Source organism: Pseudomonas sp. NY15356, from assembly GCF_048068175.1.
GTDB lineage: Bacteria > Pseudomonadota > Gammaproteobacteria > Pseudomonadales > Pseudomonadaceae > Aquipseudomonas > Aquipseudomonas putida_K.
This window is the reverse complement of the sequence record NZ_JBLUPW010000050.1, coordinates 1-18,471: the sequence shown is the minus strand read 5'-3', so window position 1 is coordinate 18,471 and position 18,471 is coordinate 1. Positions and strand designations below refer to the sequence as shown.

The following is an 18,471-nucleotide window of genomic DNA, read 5'->3' as shown; positions in this document are numbered from 1 at the left end:
GACCGATTTGTATGGTGGCGCGCTCTTCAACGCTGAGTTCGGTATAAGACATAGGGGCAGCACCGTACCGGAAAGGTCAGGTGTTGCACTCAGTTTTTGCCGCCGCCCACCAATGTTGCCCCAACGATCAGAAAACTATCCAGCGTTTCCCCGAACCAAACGACACCTATAAGCGAAGCGAACATCAGCAGTGCGTAATTGAACGGTTGCAGAATGACTGCGGCTGTGTATTTGAGCGCTTGCAAAAGCAGCAACTGCGCAGCAATCCCGGTAATGCAAAGGACCAATATCAGCCCCCATTGGAGTGGTGTGGGCATCACCCACTGCCCGCCCCCGATCGCCGTGGAGGCTACGGCTCCCCAAAAGCCCATGTACAACATGTTGGTGGCAAAGGAATCGGTCTGGCTGATCTTGCGCGTCAGCACATTGAATACCGCGAACATGAAGGCTGAAAGCAATGGGATCAGCGACGCCACGCTAAATACGCCCACGCCAGGTTGCAGAATGATCAGGGTTCCCGTAAAACCGACCACGGCTGCCAAGGTCTGACGCAGGCTAACAGACTCTCGCAGCACCAAGGCTGCCAAGAAGAGGGTCAGCAGAGGAAATATGGCATATATCGCGTGGGTTTCCGCCAGCCCCAGATAACGCAAAGCCAGGCCAAATACCGCTATCTCGAACACGCCAAGCAACGCCCTCACTACCTGGAGCATCGGCTGGCCCGTTCTGACCGCCGTTTTCAGCCCTCCCTTCACCGACACAAATGCGACGGCGAAAAGCAGGAAAAACCAGTACCTGACCATCACCATTTGTGCGACAGGCAGGTCTTTGACCAAGGTCTTGGTAATACCATCCTGTACCGCAAAGATGAACATCGAGAGCAGGCACAGTCCTATACCGATACGAAGGCCTTTGGCAGGCGATGTCGTGCTGAAGCCGTGTTCCAAGGTGTTTACCTACCTGTCTGGGTCATTGAACTCGGATATCGCGGGTGGCACGGTACCGGGCCGTTAGACAAAGCTACCCAAGGCAAGCAGCATCAGCAGCACGAGGATGACCTTTCGCGCTGTTGCTTCCTCTACATGCTGGGCGATCCGCGCGCCCAACCAAACGCCTGACACCAGCACCGGCAAGCTCATCAATCCGAGATGTAGCGACTCACGCCCGAACAGATCAAGCGCCCAGAAAGCGGGGAGCGCCGCAACATCCATTGCAAGAAATGCTGCAATGATGGATGCCCGCCCCGCTTCCAAGGCTAGCGGAGAGCCAAGAAAAAAGACGATCACAGGAGGACCACCCAGGCCCAGCGAACCATTGAGCACCCCTGCCCCTGCACCCGTTGCAGCGGTCTGCATGGCCGTGGGCATCCTCTGTAGCTTGTAACCCGTGATCATGACCAGACAGCACGCGATTATCAGGATGGCGAGTACAAACTTGACATATTCGGCTGGTATGTTGACAAGTAGGTACGCGCCCACCGGCGTCGCCATGATCGAGCTGATGACCAGCACTCGAATGGATCGCCAATGCACCTGTCCCCACAGAGATGGCAAGAGTCTCAGACCGGCAGCAATTTCCAGAACAAACATGGCTGGGACAATCGTCGATAATGGCAAGACGAACGAAAGTGACATGATGGCCAGAAGGGTAAAGCCAAAGCCGGAAAAACCCCGTGCAACCGCGGCCACGAAGACACAGCATAGGGCGTAAGCGGTAACTGACGGCGAGACAAGCACAACATCAGAAAGCATATTTCTCTGCACCTGATCATTGAAGAATATCGACAACAATGTGGCGCTGAAGCTTGATTGCAGTCGGCGATCCGAAGCCATATTGTGTTGTTCGCGACACGCACCGGATAGTAGCGAACGGACTCAATGTATAAGGCTCCCGCCTGCGTGGAGGCGGGAGCCATGGAGGGTGCCGAACGCCGTCAGAACAGCACCGGTATCGCTCAGGTCAGGACGCGTTGATCCAGATGGTCTTGAGCTCCGTGTACTGATCATGGGCCCAGATGGACTTGTCACGGCCCCCGAAGCCAGACTCCTTGTAACCACCGAACGGCGTCGAGGCATCGCCTTCACCGAAGCAGTTGACCGTCACCACGCCCGCACGGATTTCACGGGACAGGCGCAGGGCATTGCGCAAGCTACCGGTATAGGCTGATGCAGCCAGGCCGTAGACCGTATCGTTGGCCAGCTCGATGGCTTCGTCGATAGTCTGGAAGGTGGTCACGCTCAGTACCGGGCCGAAGATCTCCTCGATGAACAGCTTGCTGTCACGCGCCACGCCATCGACGATGGTCGGCTGCACGAACACGCCGTCTTCTGTCTCACCACCTTGTACGACGTCGAGCTTGTGCTCGGCGGCGTAATCCAGGTAGGACTTCACCTTCTCGAAGTGCGACTTGCTGACCATCGCGCCCAGGCGGTTATCCGGGTCCAGCGGGTCGCCCAGCTTCCAGTCCTTCAGGTGCTTGGCGATCAGGTCCAGCAGTTCGTCTTTCACATCCTTGTGCACGATCAGACGCGAGGACGCAGAGCAGTTCTCGCCCATGTTCCAGAACGCACCGGCCGTGACGAACTGGGCGACTTCGTCCAGGTTCTCGCAGTCGTTCATGACCACGGCCGGGTTCTTGCCACCGAGCTCCAGCACGATGCGCTTGAGGTTGGATTCAGAAGCATATTTCAAGAACAGACGACCGGTTTCGGTGGAGCCGGTGAAGCTGACCATCGGGATGTCCATATGGCGTCCGATGGCCTCGCCTACCTCACGACCACCACCGGGTACCAGGTTGAACACGCCGGCCGGGATGCCGGCCTCGTGGGCAAGCTGCGCCACGCGCAGGGCACTCAAGGTGGTTTCCTTGGCGGGCTTGACCACGATCGAGCAACCGGCAGCCAGCGACGGCGCGATCTTCCAAGCCAGCATCAACAGTGGGAAGTTCCACGGCAGTACCAGGCCGACCACGCCGATGGCTTCACGTACCACCATGGTCACGGCGGCATTGCCGGTGGGGGCGGTATTGTCGTAGATCTTGTCGATCAACTCGGCATGCCAGCGAATGGTGTGGATGGTTTCCGGTACGTCGACATTCTGGCATTCGCTGACCGGCTTGCCGCTGTCCAGGCTTTCCAGCACGGCCAGCTCATGGGCATTGTCTTCGAGCAGCTGGGCGAACTTCAGCAGTGTGTGCTTGCGCTCTGCGGGCTGCAGCTTCGACCACGAACCGTCTTCGAACACGCGTTTGGCGGCGGCTACCGCGACATTGACGTCGTTGACGTCACAAGCCGCGATCTCGGCCAACTGCTGGCCGGTGGCCGGGTTGGTGGTGATGAAGGTACGCCCCGAGATCGCATCGCGAAACTCACCGTCGATGAACGCCTGGGTACGCAGTTGCAGGTCGGCAGCAATGGCCGCATATTGGTCCTTGCTCAGCAATTCGGCCATGTCAGGCACCTCCAGTGATTTGTGCGATGGCACGCTTGAGTTCGCTGACCACGCCCTCGAGGGCCGCTTTCTCGCTGGCGTCCAGATCATGCAGCGGTTTGCGCACGCCCCCGGTGCTCAGGCCATTGAGCGCGCAGCCGTATTTGATCGACTGAACGAACTTGCCACCTTCCAGGAAGTCCATCAGCGGCATCATCGCCGCCATGATGCGGCGGGCCTTGTCGAAGTCTTTCTCCAGTACGCAGGCCTCATACAGCGCCACGTGTTCGCGCGGAATGAAGTTGGAGCCGGCGCAGACCCAGCTCTTGGCACCCCAGGCGAAGAACTCCAGGGCCTGGTCGTCCCAGCCGCAGGAGAGTTGGATGTTCGGGCGCTTGATGGCCAGGCGGTGCAGCTGGTTCATGTCGCCGGAGCTTTCCTTGATGGCGACGATGTTCTTCACGTCGGCGACCGCATCGAAGAACTCCTCGCCCATACCCACGCTCATGCGGCCCGGGTAGTTGTACAGCATGATCGGCAGACCGGCGGCCGCATCCACAGCCTTGACGTGCAGGGCGATCTCCTGCTGGGTCGGCAACGCGTAGGGCGGTGTGCCGACCAGCAGCGCATCGGCCTTGATCTCCTTGGCGTGCTTGGCAAAGGCCACGGAATCTTCGGTGCGGATCGCACCTGTGCCGACGATCAGCGGTAAGCGGCCGTTGATCACATCCTTGGCCTGGGCGGCCAGGTCGATGCGCTCCTGGGCAGTGTGGGCGTAGTACTCGCCGGTGGAACCACTAATGATGATGCCGTGGACCTTGGACTCGACCAAGTACTCGAGCACCTCAGCGAAGGCCGCCTTGTCGATCGAGCCGTCAACGGCCAGGGGAGTGATTGCCGGGGTATAGATACCTTCGAATTTCACGGTTGATTCTCCAGTGTAACGATCAGTGGTGTACGGGCCGGGCAGTAGCTCGGTACCGTGTGAGTCAGCTCAGGGATGCCGCCTGCTGCAAATTCATCGAACGGGTCTCGGGCGCCAGCAGCCACGAAAGTGTCAAGCCGATCAACGTGATGAATGCCGCGATGTACATGGTTTGAGAAATGCCAAGCGTCTCGAGCGAAATCGGTACCAGATAAGTGCCAACGGCAGCACCGATTCGCGAAAACGAAGTGCCGACGCCGACTGCAAACGCGCGGATTTCTGTTGGGAAGAGCTCATTGGGATACACAAGCGTCAATACCTGTGCGCCGCCAATGAACAATGCATAGATGGCGAAGAAGACGAGGATCCATCCTCCAGCGCTGGTGTTGAACGCCCCCAGGCAAAACAGCGCCAGGCTGGAGAACAGGAAGCTGTAGATCAACATGCTCCGCCGCCCGAGGCGGTTGATGATCTTGGTAGCGATGACGCACCCCACCACGAAGAACAATGTGATCAGCACGGAGCCAATCGAGGCGCTGTCACCACTGACATTCAGTGCTGCCAGGACCTTGGGAGCGAATGCGTAAACCGCAAACAGCGGGATGATGCAGCATGTCCAGAAGATGATGACGAAAAGCATCCGTGCCCCGTAACCCGCATACAGCAGGTTCCAGATCGTGATTTTGTAGCCAATGTCTTGCTCAGGCAGGTTTTTCAACGAAAAGGCGTTTCCGTAAACCTGCTTGATCACCGCCTCCGCTTCTGCGGACCGGCCCTTGCTCAGCAACCAGCGCGGGGACTCAGGTGTTCCCAGGCGGATGAGGAACAACGCCAGGCCGATGACCGCGGAGCTTGCGAGAACCCAGCGCCAGGCTTCATCGCCCCCGATACGCAAGATGACTTCACCCGCGATGTAGGCGCTCGCGGCCCCGGCGAACCATAGGATGGTCAACATCGCCAAGCGAGGGCCGCGGTATTGCTTCGGCATGAACTCGACCAGCATCGAGGTGGCCACGGGATACTCGATCCCCACTGCAATGCCAATGACCAATCGGAGGAGGAATATGGAGAGCGCAGTGTCGGCCCAGAACTGGCCCACCGATGCGGCAATGAAGAGAATCGGCCCAACGAAGAACAACCGCTTACGCCCTAGCCGATCCGTCAACCAACCGCCGAGAAAGCCACCGAAGAAAATACCAATCAATGCCGAAGACGCAATCATGCCTTCCCAGAAACTGGACAATGCCAAGGATCCGACAAGGTGGGAAAGTGCGACACCAATAATGCTGAGGACATAGCCATCAACGAAAGAACCTCCCCCTGATCGCAGGGTGAGTAGTTTATGGAACCGGTTGAGTTCCACGTCTTCGACCGAAACATTCAAGCTTGTCATTCTTGTACCTGAAATCGCTTTTTGGGATGGGCAGTACGAATCCTGAAAACCACACCTTCAGGCCGGGGCCACTTCCAGAACTCAGTGAGCCATGGTGGTCTTGTCGTTATCGTTTGTGATGCGAAGCCGCGCGGAGCCCTACCCTTCCTGGCCTGCCCTGAACTGCCCCCACTTCAAATTGAGGTTGACGCCGATCGTCACCAAGGGCTTGGGAGGGTTCGCGCACGGCCCGGCGGACCGAAGCAGGAAGTCGATCAAGTCAGAGCGTTCGCCTGCCAGCCAGTCGGCCAACAGTTGGCCAGTTGCCGTGCCGCGAGTGACGCCCAGACCGTTGCAGCACAGCGCCCCGTAGACATTTGGACGCAGCTCTCCGAAGAAGCCTTCGTGGTTACGCGACAGCGCCAATGCGCCCCCCCAGGTGAACTCGAACGGCTGGCCGGCCAGCATCGGAAAGCGGCGTTCGAAAGCATCACGATGGCGCGAGACGAAGCGCTCCAGGTATTTCTGCTTGGCGCGACCGTCCGGGTTGAAACTGAAACTATTGCGTATCAGGATGCGGTTGTCGGGGGTACGCCGTACCGTGGTACCAAAGGGGTCTGCGGGAATGACGCCCCAATAGGGTTTTCCGCCGAGCCTGGCCTGCTGCTCCTCGCTCAATGGGCGGGTCAGGCTGGCATAGGTGAAGACCGGCAGCATGCGCCCTTTAAGGAAACCAAAGCTCATACCAAACGCATTGTTGGTGAGAATGAGCTTATCTGCGGTGATAACGCCGTTGGCGTGCTTGAGCACAGTCTTGTCGCCATACTCCACTTCCGTGATCGCGGTATTTTCGTAGAGCGTGACGTTGGCCGGTAAGCTGTCAGCCAAGCCTTTGACCAGCGCCGATGGTTGGACAAGGGAGGTGCCTGGGGTGAACAGTGCCTGACGGTAGAAGTGGGTGCCAATGTGCTCCGGTAGCGCATCGCCCGAAATCATGTCGTATGGCTGGTCAAGCTTATCCAGACCCCGGCGATAGGCATCGAGCACGGCGATCCCCCTAGGCTCGACCGCCGCCTGGTATTTACCGCAATGCTTCATCTGGCAATCGATGTCGTATTGCTCGACCAAGCGTTTCAGATAAGACTGGCCGCTCACGTTAAGGCGCATGACCGTTTTGGCCGTCTCGATATCACCGATGTAGTCTTCAGCACCGATGTCATGGGGCAAATCGATCGCAAAGCCGGCATTGCGGCCCGAGGTGCCAAAACCTACTTCCTGCGCCTCAACCAATACGATCTGCTCGCTGGGAAAATGCAATGCCAACTGTCGTGCCGCTGCCAATCCGCTATAACCGGCGCCCACGATCACCCAGCGCGCGGAACATTGCCCTCGATGAGCAGGTTTTACCTGCCGCCCTTTGCTGAGGTGGTACCAGCCACAGGAATTATCATCAGCAGGTAAAGACGATACTGTTACCATGTCCACGTCCTATAACGAATGCGCGACCGCGAGAAAAATACTGAACCAACGACTTAATTATTGAATAGCCACCGCCATTCAATACTCACAGCGACGTTCTTTAGAGGGCGGATAGCCGAACAATGCACTGTAATTCCTACTGAAGTGACTCGGTGATACAAAGCCACACGCGATCGCAGCATCGACGACACTGACGTTGGCGTTCTGAAGAAGACGCCGCGCCTCGGTGATTCGCAACTCGAGATAATACTTTTGCAGGGTAGTACCAAGTTGCTTTCTGAAACGGCGTTGTATTTGACGTAGCGACAGCCCTACGCACGTCGAAATCTGTGCGGAGTCAAGAGGCTCCTCAAGATTCGACTCCATCAAAGTGATCACTTCTCGTGTTATCCGGCACAACGGTTTTCCGTGGGGGCTGAAGTTTCGACGGAATCGAGAGGTGTCATAGTCAAGCGCATCGAGGACCGCGTTGGACAGTTTCTCACCGCGGACCATGCCTAGCCACTTGACCATCATGTGGAACGCACCGACGGGGGTCGCAGCGGTAAATCGGTCACGGTCCACAACCAAGGGGTCCAGCGTAACGCTCGCATGGGGCACACGCTCGGAAAGCGCCATTCGCTGCTCTGGATGAATGGCGCATTTATAGCCATCGAGCAATCCAGCCTCCCCGAGATACCAAGCCCCGTTCCAGAGCCCTCCTAAAATCATGGGCAGCCTGGAAAGCTTCTGCAGCAATGCCGTCAGCCACTTCGGAACTGCCCGAGGCGTTCGCAGCCCTCCGCAGATAATCATGAGGTCCAACCCACCCAGGCGTATATCCGTCAAGGGCATACTCGGCCGAATCGGGATCGCCAGGTCACTGGTCACTTCCGCGTCGTTTGAGCTAAAGGTATGAATGCTGACGCTGCCTGGGCTAATCAAGTTGGCCGTGGACAATACATCCAACGACTGGGAAAAACAGGTCAGCGAGAAGTTATCCAGCAACAGAAAGCCAACACGCGACGCCATCGTGTCTGATACGGCGGCGGTAGATTTCATATTACGGCCCACCTGCAGCGCGCTGACGTCTCTCGACAGACTATTCATGAGTAACCACCACCGATTCGGCGAGCAGCCTTTTTACAGGCGTCGACCACACTGATTATTATTGCTGCGCACTGTAGAACTGCAGACTCAAAACGAATGTAAAGTCTAATGATGCTGCGGTCCAACGACATTTAATAAGCCAATTGGATAACATGAGGTTATCCGTCCCGACACCTTCATCCGCCGGGCACGTGACGGCCATCAGGCCGACCCGAGCCCACGGAATTCAATCAGCGCAGGAAACACTCTTCGAAGGGATAGTGTGTAAGCAGTTCGTAGCCGGTTTCCGTTACCAACAATTGGTTTTCCAACTTGATGCCGTCCTGACCGCCGACCTCACCGACATACGCCTCGACACACAACGCCATGCCGGGCTGCAGTTCCCCTTCATAACCGTAACTCGCAACGTCTTCCGGATAACGGATGCAAGGGTATTCATCGCACAGCCCTACTCCGTGAAAGAGCACGCCGTAGCGCTGGGGTCTGCAGGCCTCAGGGAGCCGATGCGATCGTGCCGTCAACTCGGAAAAGCTGACGCCAGGCTTGACCAACGACATGTTATGGGTGATGTGCTCGTGCGCTATGCGGTAGAGGCGCTTTTGCTCGGCGCTCGGCTCCAGGGCTCCGCAGATCCAACTGCGAGACATGTCCACGCAGATACCGTACACGCCGATGAGGTCCGTATCGAACGAGAGAAGGTCCCCATCGCTCAGCACCCGTGGGCCGGACTCCTGGAACCAGGGGTTCGTCCGTGGCCCCGAGCTCAGGATGCGCGTCTCGATCCATTCCCCTCCTCGGCGAATGTTCCCTGCATGCAACACCGACCAGACGTCGTTCTCGGTCATTCCTGCACGCAGCGAACGATGCATTTCGGCCACCGCAGCCTCACAGGAGGCGACCGCACAGCGCATCGCCTTGATTTCGTCGGGCCCCTTTATGACTCGAGCGAACTCCATCACTTCCTGGCCATTGCACAGCTCTACCCCCAGCGCGTCCAAGGCTCGCACGCCGGCCAGCTCGATGCGATCCACCGCCAGTCGGCGGTTCGACCCACCCTGGGTGCGGAGCAAGTCATCGACCTGCGCACAGAAACGGTGAGCATGCTCATCGGTACGATTGCCGGTTTCGAAGTAGAAGAACGATGCACCACTGCGTAACTCCGAGATCAATGGCAGGTGCGCGCTCAGATGATCACAGCCATGGAAATCCCAGAGCACGACATGCCCGGTGGCTGACACGAAACAAGCACGTGCCGGGTTGTGGGTCGTCCAGAGTTGCATGTTGGTGGTGTCGGTGGCGTAGCGGATATTGAGGGGATCGAAAAGCAGGACCCCGGCCAGATCCCTTGCTACCAACTGTTGTTTGATGCGCTCGATTCGGTAGGCCCGCATCGAATGCAGATGGGGTGGCTCAAGACCCAATTGCTCCCACTCCGAAAAGGCCAACGCCGTCGGCCCGATTTCAGTCCGGTCATTGTCATCGAGCGAACCATCGGCTTTCAGTGAAAAGGTATTGCGCCTGGAGGGGTCGATACGTCGCGCATCAGCGCTGATGGAAAACGGCGAAGTGTTCATGATCTATATGCCCATTAATGACCTGAAGTGCTGGCCGATGCCATCGAACAGGGCATGGCCAGCTCTGCGTAGAGAGGCGCGGGGCAATAAGGGGCAACGCCGCCAAGCCACCTACCAACCCGCCCCCTCTGCTACTTGCTCGCCTGAGCGGCAGCGCGCGACTCGCTCAACCACGTGTCGAACTGCTGACGATGGGCAGCAATCCACTCCTTGGCATGGCGCTCGATATCGGCTGGTTTTTTCTCGCCGTTTTGCATCTTCAGGTTCTGGGCGCTTTCATCGGCAGTACTGATCTGCATGACCGACAGGAACTTGAAGGCCGCCGGGTTTTCCTCAGCGAAGTCCTTGTTCAGGACAGCCTTGACCTGGTCTACCGCAAAGCCCAGGTTCTTGCCGTTGTAAGAGGTATCGATATCGTTGTTGCCGTCGGGCAGGTCGGTTTTCGGGACTTCGAGCCAGACGACGTCCTTGTCTTCCACCAGGACCGTCGCGATCCATTGAGGCACCCAAGTGAAATAAAGGATCGGCTTGCCTTCCTTGTACCGGGTGATGGTGTCTGCCATCAGGGCGAAGTAGGACCCTTGATTGACATGTACCGTGTTCTGCAAACCGTAGGCCTTCATGTGGTGATCGATGATCAGTTCACATCCCCAACCTGGGTTGCATCCAGTGAGGTCAGCTTTGCCATCGCCATCGGTGTCGAACAACTTGGCGATCTCAGGCTTCTTGAGATCGGCCAGGTTGGTGATGTGGTAGGCATCGGCGGTTTTCTTGTCGATCAGGTAACCCTGGAGCACGCCAGGCATGATCGAACCGGTTTTGACCATGACGCTGTCACCACCGGCCTGCTGATAGAATTTGTCGTGCAGCCTGTCCCACAGGTGGACGGTGAAGTCGGCATCGCCATTGGCGAGCGCCATCATCATCACGCCATAGTCAGTCTCTTTGGGCTCCTGGACCTTGTAACCCAGCTCACGCAGCCCCTCCATGGCAATCTCGCCGCGGAATCGCTCTTCCGCGATCGACGGGAAGATCGGCGTCACTTTTGTACCTTCGCCCGGCTTCTCGGCCGATGCCTGACTGCCCAAGGCCGTCAGGGCAAAGGAAAGCACAGCTGCATATTTCAGGATGTTGCGAGAGAACGTTGTTTCGGACATCGTCACATACCTTTTTCTGAAGGATTGCGTTCAACAGGTAGCAGCTGCGCCTCAGTGCGCGGCGGTATCACGTCGTACAGGAGGTTGCGAAATACGGGTCATTCGCAGAAGCAGACCAACCGGCCCCGTGTGGTACCAACGCAGGCTTGGATCTGCAGCGGAACGTGCCCCCATGGCTTGCGTCAGGCGGTCGAGGAAAATCGCGAGCAGTACCAGGCCTACACCGCCTACTGTGGCCAGCCCCATATCCAGGCGGCCGATCCCACGCAGAACCATTTGCCCAAGACCGCCCACCGAAATCATCGACGCGATCACCACCATCGAGAGAGAGAGCATCAACGTCTGGTTGAGACCGGCCATGATGGTTGAGGTCGCCAGCGGCAACTGGACACGCATCAACATTTGCCGAGGCGTGCACCCGAACGCTCGGGCAGCTTCGATCTTGTCCTCGGGCACCTGCCGGATACCCAGGTTGGTGAGACGGACCAATGGCGGCAAGGCGAACACGATCGTTACCAGTACACCTGGAACGTTGCCGATCCCGAACAGCATGACCACCGGTACCAGGTAAACGAATGCCGGCAGCGTTTGCATGGCATCCAGCAGCGGGCGGATGATCTGCTCCAGTCGGTTGTACCGAGCGCTCAGGATGCCGAGCGGAATACCAATCAGCGCGCAGAAGAATACTGACGTAAGGACCAGTGCCAGCGTCGTCATGGATTCGGCCCAGACGCCGATCAACCCCAACAGTGTCAGGGTGACAAAGCAAAGCAGTGCCATCCGCTTGCCAGCTAACTGCCAGCCCAAGAGCGACGACAAAACAATGCCGATCGTCGGCGGTATGCTTTGGAGGGTGAACTCAATGCCATTCAAGACGTGGTCGATCGGCCAGCGAATTGCCCGAAAGAGGTCACGAAAATGGTGGACCAGAAAATTCAAGGTGCTTTGCACCCAGTCGCCTAATGGAATGGTGGCAGCCTGGAAGGGATCAAGAATACTGAATTCGGACATGTTGAATTACCTCTTCTCATCGCCGGTCGCTCAAGCAGCATCCGGCGCATAACGACCATCGCAGCTGGAATCAGTTACGGCTCAAAGTCTGCAAAAGTTGGTTTTTCGACAATGTCCCCTTGAAGGCACCATTGCGATCGAGCACCGGCACGGGATAGGGAAGATTGGCGGCGATGTCGAGCACATCGTGGAGGGGGGTATCGAGGTAGACAGGCTGCTGCTCATGCAGGTTGAAATAGCCTTGGCCTACCGCCGAATTACGATCTATGACGCCGACCAGTTGGTCTTGCTCGCCCAAGACGTAGCCATACTCGATACCGTCGGCAAGCTGGGGCGCCTTGCCATTGACCCGATAGGTGATCCCCGGCTCCAGGCATGCCACGTCGCCAGCCTTGAGCACCCGGGAGCTATCGAAACCTTTGAAGAATGTCCGAACATAATCATTCGCCGGCTGGCTGATCAGCTCTTGTGGCGTACCGATCTGCACGACCCGACCGCCCTCCATGATCGCGATACGATGACCGATGCGAATAGCTTCTTCGATATCGTGGGAGATGAAGATGATCGTGCGTTTCTGCTCGGCCTGCAGACGAATCAGCTCACCTTGCATCTCGCTGCGAATCAGTGGATCGAGCGCCGAGAACGCTTCATCCATGAGAAGGATCGACGGGTCATTGGCCAGTGCCCGGGCCAAGCCGACACGCTGCTGCATGCCGCCCGAGAGCTGATGGGGGAAGCTGTTCTCCTGACCGGCCAAACCCACCTGAGCCAGTGCTTCCCGAGCACGCTTGTGCCGCTCTGCTTCTCCTACGCCAGCGATCTCCAGGCCGAACGCAGTGTTCGCCAAGACACTCATGTGCGGCATCAGGGCAAACGATTGAAAGACCATGCCCATTTCTTTTCGGCGGACATCCAAGAGCGCTTTGTCGGACAGGCCGGTGATCTCTTGCCCATTGAGAAAGATGCTTCCGGAAGTTGGCTCGATCAAACGATTGAACAAGCGAACCATCGTGGATTTGCCCGAGCCGGAAAGCCCCATGATGACAAAGATTTCTCCACGCTTGACGGAGAAAGAAGCATCAAAGACACCGATCACTTGACCCGTTTTTTCAAAGACTTCTTTCTTGCTGGCCCCGGCTTTTAACAGGCTCATGGCGAGCTCAGTCTGGGCACCGAACACTTTATAGATATTTTTTACGGATATGATGTCATCTGGACTGTTCATAGCGTCCCTCCTAGGCGTTATGCATTATGACCGCGAGTGCGCGGCCTATTTAATGCTGGCAAGACGGATTGGCAGTACCAAAAGTCAACGTTACGCATAGGGGTGATCTCATTGTTATTTTTGTGTGGCCGCAGCCGGCCTTCCATTTAGAATCTATAAGCATCTCCCCTTCTATTCCAACAACATTTCCAAGGCTTTTTGGATAACCTGTCGTTATGCAAATCGATCGAAGCGACCCTCCAGGACCTTTTGCGACGCACGTTCTGGTTGTCGGCGAATGCCGTGAGGTACGCTCGGTCACCAGCGTCGATAGTCAAAGGAGCGAGGTATGACCAGCAAGCATGCTGATCCAGACACGTTATTACTGCGCATGCCCTCTTTAAGGGCAGTGAAGGCGTTCGTGGCGGCAGCCAAATACAAGAGTTTCACCCGTGCGGCAGAAGCCTTGTGCGTATCCCAGGCGGCTATCAGTCGGCAGATCCGTGAGCTGGAGACATTTCTGGATGCCCCCTTGTTCATGCGCTCGGGTCGCACTGTAGAGCTGACCGCTGCCGGCGCGGTATTTTTCGAAGCGGCGCAACTGTCGTTCGTGAACATTGCCCAAGCCGCCGATCGCATCCGTAATGCCCCATTGCAAAAGCACGTTTTGACAGTCTGCTGTTCTCCGGCATTCTCAGCGCTCTGGCTGTCTCAGCAACTCCCGGATTTCAGAGCCAAGAATCCTGATATCGAGCTGAACCTGGTCACTACGCAGAATTTCGTGAACATGGAACCTGGTGTAGTACCCGACATCATCATCTCGAAGATCAGCAAGGCCGCTGCCGGCTACAAGAACTACCCGCTTTGCCATGACATCATCTATCCGGTGTGCACGCCCGCGTTCCTCGAGCAGCACCCTGAGATCGCCACACTGGAGGGGCTGCGTGATTCGGTCTTGCTCGACCTCAGCCCTATCGGCAGGGCGGGAGTGGCAGAACACGTGGACTGGAGCGTCTGGCTCGCCTTCCAGAACATCGACATCGATGAACGCCCAAAAGACAGCCCGCCCCTGTTTCATGCCAATGATTACAATCTCATCGTGAGCATGGTGCTCACGGGCCAGGGCATTGCGTTGGGGTGGAATCAATTGGTCGGTAGCCTGGTAGAGAAAGGCATTCTGGTTCGCCCCGTCGAGCAACAGGTGACGCTGCGCAACAGCCTTCATTACCTGGCGTGTCGAGAGGACACCGACTACGACGATGCTTGCCGACGCGTCCGTGATTGGGTCCTGTCGAAATTCACGAGATGGAAAGCCCAGTGATCACGCTGGCACCCATAACCTGTCATTATCTATTTGCACTTGAAAAAGTCGTTTGTTGGCCTCCTGAGTCGGGCGTACCCTTCCACCCATATGGTTTTAGAACGCCGGTCTTGACCCGTGCATGCGCGTACGGCGAACAACACATATGGCTGTGACGTGCGAATTGCTCCGCGTCATTGGCCTGTCAGTTGGTGAGAGGAGGATAACAATGAATAGCAAAGAATCCGTAATGGGTCTGATCCAGAAACGCAAGGCGCGACATGCACTTCCTCGTGAGCTTTATCTCGAACCTGAAGTCTATCGCCAAGACCTCGAGCAGATTTGGCATAAAGACTGGGTCTTTGCGGGCCACACCTTCGAAATCGAAAAACCAGGGCAATATTTTACGTTACAAGTCGGTGACTATCCTGTCGCGGTCGTGATGGGCAAAGACGGTCAAGTCCGAGCGTTCCACAACGCTTGCCGCCATCGGGGTGCCAAGGTCTGCGAGCATTCGCACGGCAAGGTCGCCAAGATGGTGTGCCCCTATCACAAATGGACGTTCGAGCTGGACGGCAATCTTCTGTATGCCGGCAACATGGGGGCTGACTTCGACAAGACCCAGTACGGTTTGAAGACCGTCCATTGCCAGATCGTCCATACCTACATCTATATCTGCGTCGCCGAACGAGCGCCTGACTTCGACGCCTTCCGTCAAGCGGTTAGCCCCTTCATTGGCCCTCATCGCCTGGAAAACTGCAAGGTGGCCTTCGAGTCCAACCTTGTCGAGAAGGGCAATTGGAAACTGGTATTTGAAAATAACCGTGAGTGCTTCCACTGCGAAGGCACCCACCCCGAACTTCTCAATTCCTTCGTCGAAAACCTTTCCGTCGCTGGCGTGGGCGGCGAGGACGATCCTGAGTTGCTCGAACATTGGCAACGTTGCGAAACCGCAGGCATGCCGAGCCGCTTGGTGATGGATCCGAGCGGCCGCTATCGCATGACGCGCATCCCGTTGTCTGCAGGTGCTGTCAGCTACACCATGGACGGCAAGCCAGCAGTAGCCGGACGACTCGATCAAAGCGGGGAGCCGAACATCGGAGCGCTGTTGTACTTCAACTACCCGTCCACTTGGAACCACTTCCTGGGTGACCACGCGCTGAGTTTCCGGGTTCTGCCCATGGGGCCAGGTGAAACCTTGGTGACTACAAAATGGCTGGTCCCCAAGGACGCTGTGGAAGGGGTCGACTATGACCTGGACCGGCTCACTAAGGTGTGGCTGGCGACGAACGACCAAGACCGTCGCCTCGTTGAAGGCACCCAAGCAGGCATAAGCTCCCCGACCTACGAGCCTGGTCCGTTTTCCGAGATTGCTGAAAACGGTGTCTGTCAGTTCGATGATTGGTATTGCGAGACGATGCTGAATCGCCTTCAGGACCCTATTCCATTGAAGTCCGTGGGCTAAGGGGTCGGAAGCCCGTCAGGCCAGCATCAATGCTGGCCTTCCGACCCAGCGCCTCGGGCAAGTACCGCTTCGATAAGCACCGCATAAGACACAACCTCCAAGAGCGGTACCTCACTGTCTGTGATGGGCATTTCCAAAAGGCTCTCTCATCTTTGCATGGCCAAGTGAGTCAACAAATCGGGTCAGCGAAAGCCCACTCAAACATGCCTGTCATTGCACCGGCTAGTTTCTTCTAACGATGACACTGAGGACGTCTGCGAAGGGGAAATAGCTGCCCGTTCACGCTAGTCCGACCCTGACCGAGAAGCTGGTTGACTCGCTCTCAACGTCCAACGGGCAATGGCTATGGCTATCACTGCCAGGGCGAAGGTCACCCACGACATCAAACCAATGCCCCTTTCAAATGCGTCCGCGGCGATGCTCATCAGCTCGCTTGCCTGATCGCCCGTCAGCGCGGCCGCCACGGTATGAGCGCCGGCCAGCGTTTCGCTGGCAAGGCGCTCTTGTATGGGTGTAAGGAACGCCGGCAAATGTAACGTGCCACGATAGTAGGCGGTCACCAAGCCGCCCAGCACCGCTGTCCCCAGCACTACCCCCACTTCATAGGCGGTTTCACTAATGGCTGATGCGGCTCCTGCCTTGGCGGGTGGGGCCGCCGACAGGATCACGTCATTGGACACCGTGGCAATTGCTCCCACGCCAATATTCAATAAGGCAAAGGCGACAGTCACGACCGTTAGACTGCTGCCAAGGCTGGCAACCAGTAAAAACGCGGCGCCGGTAAACGCGAGGAGAATGGGCACCAACACAGGCACCGAAACCCGCTGAGCAACCGGTACCACCAACATCCCTATGATATTGCCAGAACTTGCCCAGGCACCAATACCAGGCTGGCATTGAGCGCTGACATACGCAGAACGATTTGCAAGTACTGCGTGGCGAAAAAGACAAAGCCAACCAAGAAGGCCAAACTCATCAAATTGATGACGACAGAACCGCTGAAGGTTTTATTGCGAAATAGCGTCAGGTCCATCAAGGGAACCGCCAGCTTCAACTGATGCTGCACGAACAGCCAGCCGCTTGCCATGCCGATGACAAAGGCTACCGTGGCCAAACCGTCTATACCTTCGCTGGCTACATGCTTGATGCTATAGACCAGCGCCCCTAGCGCGATCATGGATTGCAGGATGCTCAAAGGATCAAGAGGCCCCGACGCATCAGGTTCCGACTCAGGCAGCAACCATGGCCCGAGGATCAACAGCGGCAGCAGTATGGGTACTGCCAATAGGAAGATCGCCCCCCACCTGAAAAACTCCAGCAGCACACCTCCAATCAAAGGACCGAGTGCCGAACCCACCGTCAGGGTGGTTGCCCAGATGGCGACAGCCAGGCGCCGCTCTTCCCGGTCCTCGAAAACCGAACGGATCAGTGCCAATGTCGAAGGCATCAGCATGGCACCAAAGATCCCCATGCAGGCCCGCCCACCGATCAACTGCATGGCAGTGCTGGAATAGGCCGTCATGGTGGAGATGATGGCAAAGCGTTTTCCAATTGTATGCCCCAGTAAACCTCTGGTGGGTTGATTAGAAGGCGGGACAATAACGCCATCATGGTACGCATTGGAGGTGGCATGACTTCTTCGACAAGAGCCAGATCCACCGACGACATTGATAAGGCTATGCCGAACCCAAGAATGGCGGCGTGAGGCAACGACTGACAAATTGCCATCAGTTCGTCATGGGCAACCGGCGTCATACGCGTGGTCTTCATACCCGCATCTATCAAATGTTGCTCAATGAAGGTTACCGATGCGTTGTTGTCCTCCAGACAAATAGCCACCCTGCGCCCTAGGGCCGAGAGACTGGGCGAAAACAGCGGATTAATGCCAATGAGTTGTTGGTGAGAAGATGAACCTCTTAGGCTCTGTACGAAATCCCGAGAAACCCAATCGCCGCCCCTCGAACGCTGAGTTTTTGTAGAGTCCCACGCCATCGACGGAAAGGAATTCTGTGATGGCAAAGCGTTACGAACTCTCGGACGAGGCCTGGGATGTGGTCTCCGATCTCTTCATCGAAACTCATGGCCGAGGGAGGCCGCGCCTGAGCGACCGGCTGATGCTCGATGGCGTGCTTTGGGTGCTCTGTTCAGGCGCTGCGTGGCGAGACATGCCGGAACGCTTCGGTCCATGGTCAACGGTCTATCAGCGGTTCCGGGGTTGGCGAAACCAGGGCACGTTCGATCAGATGCTCAAACGCTTGCATCTGAGATTGAATGAGCAAGGCTTGATCGACTTGCAAACCTGGATGATCGACTCAACCGCTGTACGCGCAACCCGAGCGTCTTCTGATGCCGGGAAAAAATCTATGGTCACCCCATTTTTTGCAATACTGATCATCGGATGAAATGGATGGCTTGCCTAAATCTATCCGGCGTCTGTTTGGGATTGCATCCCGCGCCACGATGAGT

Annotated in this window: 16 protein-coding genes and 1 pseudogene; 3 read left to right on the top strand and 14 right to left on the bottom strand. The window is 57.0% G+C overall.

The annotated features are described in order from the left end of the window. Positions 1-89: 89 nt before the first annotated feature. From ACNFCI_RS23590 to ACNFCI_RS23540, 11 genes are all read right to left on the bottom strand, one after another. Entirely contained in the window at positions 90-947 is an 858-nt protein-coding gene (locus ACNFCI_RS23590; protein ID WP_416768368.1) for a DMT family transporter, read from the bottom strand. A gap of 63 nt (positions 948-1,010) precedes the next feature. Continuing rightward, positions 1,011-1,832, bottom strand: coding sequence for a sulfite exporter TauE/SafE family protein (locus tag ACNFCI_RS23585; protein WP_196155160.1), 822 nt, complete (start codon positions 1,830-1,832; stop codon positions 1,011-1,013). Positions 1,833-1,959: 127 nt separating this feature from the next. Then, positions 1,960-3,450: an aldehyde dehydrogenase gene (locus ACNFCI_RS23580; protein ID WP_368829426.1), complete on the bottom strand. Its 1,491-nt coding sequence runs from the start codon at positions 3,448-3,450 to the stop codon at positions 1,960-1,962. A 1-nt stretch (position 3,451) separates the two neighbouring features. Next, positions 3,452-4,354: a dihydrodipicolinate synthase family protein gene (locus tag ACNFCI_RS23575; protein WP_368829425.1), complete on the bottom strand. Its 903-nt coding sequence runs from the start codon at positions 4,352-4,354 to the stop codon at positions 3,452-3,454. Between the two features lie 64 nt (positions 4,355-4,418). Continuing rightward, positions 4,419-5,747, bottom strand: a complete 1,329-nt coding sequence (locus tag ACNFCI_RS23570; RefSeq protein WP_368829424.1) for an MFS transporter — start codon at positions 5,745-5,747, stop codon at positions 4,419-4,421. Between the two features lie 138 nt (positions 5,748-5,885). Next, complete coding sequence (locus tag ACNFCI_RS23565; protein WP_368829423.1) at positions 5,886-7,205, bottom strand: NAD(P)/FAD-dependent oxidoreductase; 1,320 nt, start codon at positions 7,203-7,205, stop codon at positions 5,886-5,888. 78 nt (positions 7,206-7,283) lie between these two features. Continuing rightward, positions 7,284-8,294: a GlxA family transcriptional regulator gene (locus ACNFCI_RS23560; protein ID WP_368829422.1), complete on the bottom strand. Its 1,011-nt coding sequence runs from the start codon at positions 8,292-8,294 to the stop codon at positions 7,284-7,286. 230 nt (positions 8,295-8,524) lie between these two features. Next, positions 8,525-9,868 carry a dimethylsulfonioproprionate lyase DddP gene (dddP, locus tag ACNFCI_RS23555; protein ID WP_368829421.1) on the bottom strand — a complete coding sequence of 448 codons (1,344 nt, stop codon included), beginning with the start codon at positions 9,866-9,868 and terminating at the stop codon, positions 8,525-8,527. A 131-nt stretch (positions 9,869-9,999) separates the two neighbouring features. Beyond that, positions 10,000-11,025, bottom strand: coding sequence for a glycine betaine/L-proline ABC transporter substrate-binding protein ProX (gene proX, locus ACNFCI_RS23550; RefSeq protein ID WP_196155153.1), 1,026 nt, complete (start codon positions 11,023-11,025; stop codon positions 10,000-10,002). Between the two features lie 51 nt (positions 11,026-11,076). After that, positions 11,077-12,036: a glycine betaine/L-proline ABC transporter permease ProW gene (gene proW, locus ACNFCI_RS23545; RefSeq protein ID WP_368829420.1), complete on the bottom strand. Its 960-nt coding sequence runs from the start codon at positions 12,034-12,036 to the stop codon at positions 11,077-11,079. 70 nt (positions 12,037-12,106) lie between these two features. Continuing rightward, positions 12,107-13,261 (bottom strand): quaternary amine ABC transporter ATP-binding protein, encoded by a 1,155-nt coding sequence (locus tag ACNFCI_RS23540; RefSeq protein WP_196155151.1) that lies wholly within the window; start codon positions 13,259-13,261, stop codon positions 12,107-12,109. Positions 13,262-13,589: 328 nt separating this feature from the next. On the opposite strand from ACNFCI_RS23540, the gene ACNFCI_RS23535 reads away from it, so the two are divergent. Beyond that, a complete protein-coding gene (locus ACNFCI_RS23535; protein WP_368829419.1) occupies positions 13,590-14,561 on the top strand; it encodes a LysR family transcriptional regulator in 972 nt (323 codons plus the stop codon). Positions 14,562-14,769: 208 nt separating this feature from the next. Next, entirely contained in the window at positions 14,770-16,005 is a 1,236-nt protein-coding gene (locus tag ACNFCI_RS23530) for an aromatic ring-hydroxylating oxygenase subunit alpha (protein ID WP_368829418.1), read from the top strand. Positions 16,006-16,289: 284 nt separating this feature from the next. On the opposite strand, the gene ACNFCI_RS23525 is transcribed toward ACNFCI_RS23530, so the two are convergent. Genes ACNFCI_RS23525 through ACNFCI_RS23515 form a run of 3 tightly spaced genes read right to left on the bottom strand, consistent with a single transcriptional unit; the run spans position 16,290 to position 17,775 of the window. Beyond that, on the bottom strand, positions 16,290-16,808 hold the full coding sequence (locus ACNFCI_RS23525; RefSeq protein ID WP_368829417.1) for a hypothetical protein: 519 nt from the start codon (positions 16,806-16,808) through the stop codon (positions 16,290-16,292). A 47-nt stretch (positions 16,809-16,855) separates the two neighbouring features. After that, positions 16,856-17,527, bottom strand: coding sequence for an MFS transporter (locus ACNFCI_RS23520; protein ID WP_368829416.1), 672 nt, complete (start codon positions 17,525-17,527; stop codon positions 16,856-16,858). After that, entirely contained in the window at positions 17,524-17,775 is a 252-nt protein-coding gene (locus tag ACNFCI_RS23515) for a hypothetical protein (RefSeq protein ID WP_368829415.1), read from the bottom strand. The genes ACNFCI_RS23520 and ACNFCI_RS23515 overlap by 4 nt, the downstream gene beginning before the upstream one ends. A gap of 242 nt (positions 17,776-18,017) precedes the next feature. Between ACNFCI_RS23515 and ACNFCI_RS23510 the strand changes: the two are divergent. Further along, positions 18,018-18,365 (top strand): annotated as a pseudogene (locus ACNFCI_RS23510) (IS5 family transposase); the annotation flags it as partial. Between the last annotated feature and the right edge of the window lie 106 nt (positions 18,366-18,471).